We start from the raw sequence: 4,096 nt of genomic DNA on the forward strand, positions 1-4,096 counted from the left end.
CTATCGTAGTCATTTCGCTCTCCGTTATCGGTTTGCGTGAACGCCTGGCTCAAATCGCCGAGCCAGAGCAAGCGAAAGTTTGTCCGCTCGCCACAAGCAGGGCAGACAATGTTTTGGGGGGCGCTGGGGTCCCCCACGACGTGAATTAAGCGGTGCATCTGCAACGGCCTCCTTTTTTTCGCTAGAGTCCCGCGGGACTAATCGCGCTCCCACCACAATGGGTGACGCAACGGGCCACCCTCCAGCCAATCCTCCAGTACCAACACCTCGACGGGCTGTTCAATGATGTCGTGGACATTGTCATCTTCGACCACAATGACAATGCGAGGCGTCGCCTTCGCAATCCCCCTGTCGCAAGCGATAGGTGAGCGTCGCACACAAAAAGGCCGCGCGAGTCGCGCGGCGAGAGAGAGATTAGCGGGACGGCTTCGCTACCCGGAGAGTTTTTAGCCGTCCCACACGGGAATTAGCATGTCAGACACGTCATACGACTATGTGGACGGCCGCCGATTTGCAAGCTGCGCGGTCCACTCCGCCAGACGGGCGTATTTGTCCGCCGTTGAGGTCCCGTCCCACCGCCGCCCTTGATGGCGTGGCACATGGTCAAACCATCTCAGCTGGTTGTCGCGTATGTGCCAGGATAACTGGCCGACCGGACTGTCGATGTACAAAACCCATCGCCACGAATTGTCCCAGGATTCGTTCGCAGGATGACGCTCTAGCGAGGACGGATACTGGGCCGCGAGCCACGCCACTAGGCGGTTGCGCTCGTCGTAGGCCGAGTGCTTGCGGCGTCGGGCTTCATCCCGCTCGGCAATCAGCGCATCCAGATCCACGTTATCCGTTTCCTTTCCTCGCGCCATTAGAGGCCAATCCGGAGCGCGGCCTCGTCGTCATCCCAATTTTCGAGGGACACAAACCGCTCATAGAATGCGTCTGCGGTCATCGCCATCGTAGGCGCGTCATTAGTGGCTTCGATGGATTCCAATTCCGACCAGACATGATCGTTGTCCGTCGGAAACGGATAGCCTTTCTCCTTCCATTTCAGCTGGAGGTCCGGCAGCCCGACAGCGCCGGCTAGGAACCACGTGTTTTCGTCGCAGGCTTGGCGGATGGCCGTAATTTGCTCATCGCTGAGCAGGCCAGCCAATACCTCTTGCCCCCCCTGCTTATTGTTGGCACCGTCACGATAGAGATAATGAATGCGGGTATTCACACGAGCACCTCCTGACTGCGATCCACCGGAGATTGGTAGGCCGGATTGCGAAAGCGTCGTCGATGGCGACGAGCCCACATGGCCACCGTCTCGCGGGGCAATCCAAGATATGCGCGAATGGCTTTGAGACTCAGGCGACGGCCATGCCCCAATTCTTGCAACGTATCTAAGCTAATGACTGGCGTGTGGTCCGACAAGGTTGCGACAGTGCGGTCGAGTTCGGGCTCCGTATCCGTGGACGGTCGAAAATAGCGGACTTCGGCGTCGTACTCGTATTTGGCATCGGAATAACGGTTAAAGGCGATGCCGGCCTTGACCAACGCCGCTTCCAAATCCGCGAACTCACCCCACGGCGCTTCATACAAGGTCATCGCGGTTGTGCCGTTCGCAAGCGCTTCCTGTTCATCCATCGGCCCATCTGCCTCTAGCACCTCGCGAATGGGCTCTAAGTCCAACGCGAAAGTGGGCACCACAATCATCGCCGTCATACGATCGGACACGATCCATCCACCATCCTTTTAAGATTGAGTTAGGGCGTACTGGCCGGGTTATCAGGGACTTTCTGCATCTGCGCCCAAAGACTGCGGAGCTGGTCATAAATCGCGCGGACTGCGTAGCGGGGATGCACTGCCGGCTCGGGTACGACGACGAACATCGCGTTAGTCCAGCGAAAGGCCCGCCCATCCAATGTCCTAATGAGCCAATATCGCTCCCCAAGATTGGGGCCATCCTCCGCCTCGTCCCAATCGGGTCGGGGCTGGTCACCGACTTCCAACAAGAGTCCGATGCTGTTGCGCAGGTCGCCGCCACGCAGACTGGTTTCGCAGACAATTTTCCCGGGAGCCACGTCTTGCATCGCCTCGAAGCGTTGGAGGGCTGTAGGGTTGTGGGCATTATGGACCGCGAAGTCCCAAACCCGATAGACCTGCTCCCGCAGGAGTGCACACAGGAGCCAAAATTGCTCGTGTTCGTCCATGTCAACCTCCTATTTTACAAGACCGACCGGCGGTCGGTTGGGTAGAGGCTGTGACCTAAAACGGAGGCCACAACGCTAAGCTGGCGGGATTGACGTCGTTCGCTGTGTGCACGGCTTTCGACGCCAGTTCGTTGAGAGCGACTTGCGAAAGACGCAACCGCCGCTGCATCTCGTCCATCATCGCCAGCGCGTAGTCGAAGGCCTGCGCCACGTGTCGCCCCTTATCCTGCTGTTCAACGGGGAGGAGTGTGACCAGCTCCTCCGCTAAAGCCGCGGCATCGTTCAGATCCCGGATGGTGAAGGTTGGGTTGGTTTCAGACAGGGTGTTCACCTCGCTTTCGCGTATGCTTATAGCCGAATGGCATCCATTGAAAAGGTGCGTCCGCAGGCATCACAGCGCACTTCCTCATCCTCTGTCTGCATCATTTGGGCATCGGCAAAGGCAAAGCCATCGGTGGCAATGCGGATGCCCATGGCTTGGAAGGTTCCGCCGACGACCGAGAGCTGGTCCTCGACGCCGCAAAACGGGCAGCTGGTGGTAAACGTGGTGTCATCGCCCGGCTCCACGACCACATCTAGTCCCCGCAGATAGTTCTCAGGGGAGCCAAATTTGGCCGCATCGGGGTCCGACCACCACCCATCGACCCAGTCGCGCAGGGCCGCCGCCAAGGAGGGGCCATGCTCCGGCAAAAGAGCCAGCACCGTTTCGCCGGTGTGGTGGTGGTCCCGCACAAACACCTGCACCGGGGTGCCATGCGCGTCGCGCAGCGCGCTCATCAAGCGATCAGCGAGATTGTCGTCGTTGCACACGACGATCGTGGGTTCGTTCATTAAAATCCCTCCTTGTTTGCCGCGTCATCCGGGTAGAATTGGATAATGTTGCCTCCATTTACGCCGCCTAGAGAGGCGGCGCATGACTCGTTTTAGCTAGCGGATGGATGTGAATGCTTTACCACTAAAGTGCCGTCCCAGCGGTGGTAATGCTGCGGCTCCTCATCGGAATCGTTGTAGGTGCGGAGCGCAAACGCGCGCTCCTCGACATGCCATTCCACGACCGCCGCCAACTGATCCTCGATGAAGACCGCAAAACCTGGATAGGCATCGAAATCGCTGGCGTCGGCGGCCACGGTGAGCGTGCCGCCCGGGGTTTGGATTTCCGTGAGGTCTCTCTCTCGTCGGATACTCAACACCGGATGGCGGTCCTGGTCGTCTGCCCGAAAGACATCGGTCACGATGACACGCGCAACGCGACCGGTGGGGCCACCCTGGTCATCGATTTCCTCATAGCGAATCCGGTCCCCCACGGTGAACTGGACTCCGTGCTCTTCGATGACGGTGGCCGTCCGGCGGCCTTGGTCAATCGGCTCAAATTGGTCGGTGGCGCACGCTATGACCATGCCGCGCCTCCTTTGTTGTCGAGAATCAACCCGGCGTTGCCGCGAAGGTGAAGAAGCAGGCGTTGGTCGGTGCGCACCGTCTGATAGACGTCGTGCAAGGACACCGCAAGCACGACGTCGAGACGCTCGTGGCGGTCTACGCTGGCCCGGAGCTCATCCAGGGTCAAAGGGGAATCGAGGACGTCGCGGTGAGCAAATTCGGGAAGTAACACGCAATCGCTGCGGTCCATAGGATGATCAACCTCCTCTTAATGCATCGGACGTGCCGTCCGCTGGAGGCGGACGGTCCCGCACGGAGACCATGGTGCAGGAGCGGGCGGGTCGCGGCCTTGGGAGCGGAATTAGGGGAAGCTGGTGGGGGGCAGTGCGGGAGGAGATAAGAAAATCGTCTAGGAATTGGGATTTTCTTACACACCCCACCCCGCTCGCACAGACGCTCGGCATGTGCTATGATGCCCCTAATTAAAGGGGGTGCCCTCGGTGTCTCGCTCCGACGATGCCGTAATT

General features: G+C 59.3%; 9 protein-coding genes. All 9 read right to left on the bottom strand.

The annotated features are described in order from the left end of the window. Positions 1–197: 197 nt before the first annotated feature. The 9 genes from HIJ39_RS21750 to HIJ39_RS21790 all read right to left on the bottom strand — a co-directional run bounded on the left by HIJ39_RS21750 (position 198) and on the right by HIJ39_RS21790 (position 3,819). On the bottom strand, positions 198–377 hold the full coding sequence (locus tag HIJ39_RS21750) for a hypothetical protein (RefSeq protein WP_169103137.1): 180 nt from the start codon (positions 375–377) through the stop codon (positions 198–200). A 114-nt stretch (positions 378–491) separates the two neighbouring features. Next, positions 492–863 carry a WDGH domain-containing protein gene (locus HIJ39_RS21755; RefSeq protein ID WP_169103138.1) on the bottom strand — a complete coding sequence of 124 codons (372 nt, stop codon included), beginning with the start codon at positions 861–863 and terminating at the stop codon, positions 492–494. Continuing rightward, positions 863–1,216, bottom strand: coding sequence for a hypothetical protein (locus tag HIJ39_RS21760; RefSeq protein ID WP_169103139.1), 354 nt, complete (start codon positions 1,214–1,216; stop codon positions 863–865). Before HIJ39_RS21760 ends, HIJ39_RS21755 begins: the two co-directional genes overlap by 1 nt. Beyond that, the gene (locus HIJ39_RS21765; protein ID WP_169103140.1) at positions 1,213–1,716 is read right to left on the bottom strand and encodes a hypothetical protein; all 504 of its coding nucleotides are present in this window, start codon (positions 1,714–1,716) and stop codon (positions 1,213–1,215) included. The genes HIJ39_RS21760 and HIJ39_RS21765 overlap by 4 nt, the downstream gene beginning before the upstream one ends. Before the next feature lie 29 nt (positions 1,717–1,745). Beyond that, positions 1,746–2,192, bottom strand: coding sequence for a mediator of RNA polymerase II transcription subunit 1 family protein (locus HIJ39_RS21770; RefSeq protein WP_169103141.1), 447 nt, complete (start codon positions 2,190–2,192; stop codon positions 1,746–1,748). 55 nt (positions 2,193–2,247) lie between these two features. Beyond that, on the bottom strand, positions 2,248–2,523 hold the full coding sequence (locus tag HIJ39_RS21775) for a hypothetical protein (protein WP_169103142.1): 276 nt from the start codon (positions 2,521–2,523) through the stop codon (positions 2,248–2,250). Between the two features lie 17 nt (positions 2,524–2,540). Beyond that, a complete protein-coding gene (locus HIJ39_RS21780; RefSeq protein WP_169103143.1) occupies positions 2,541–3,023 on the bottom strand; it encodes a hypothetical protein in 483 nt (160 codons plus the stop codon). Positions 3,024–3,115: 92 nt separating this feature from the next. Then, the gene (locus tag HIJ39_RS21785) at positions 3,116–3,589 is read right to left on the bottom strand and encodes a hypothetical protein (RefSeq protein ID WP_169103144.1); all 474 of its coding nucleotides are present in this window, start codon (positions 3,587–3,589) and stop codon (positions 3,116–3,118) included. Further along, positions 3,580–3,819, bottom strand: a complete 240-nt coding sequence (locus tag HIJ39_RS21790) for a hypothetical protein (protein ID WP_169103145.1) — start codon at positions 3,817–3,819, stop codon at positions 3,580–3,582. Before HIJ39_RS21790 ends, HIJ39_RS21785 begins: the two co-directional genes overlap by 10 nt. Between the last annotated feature and the right edge of the window lie 277 nt (positions 3,820–4,096).

Origin of the sequence: Sulfobacillus harzensis (genome assembly GCF_012933365.1) — a bacterium.
GTDB lineage: Bacteria > Bacillota > Sulfobacillia > Sulfobacillales > Sulfobacillaceae > Sulfobacillus_B > Sulfobacillus_B harzensis.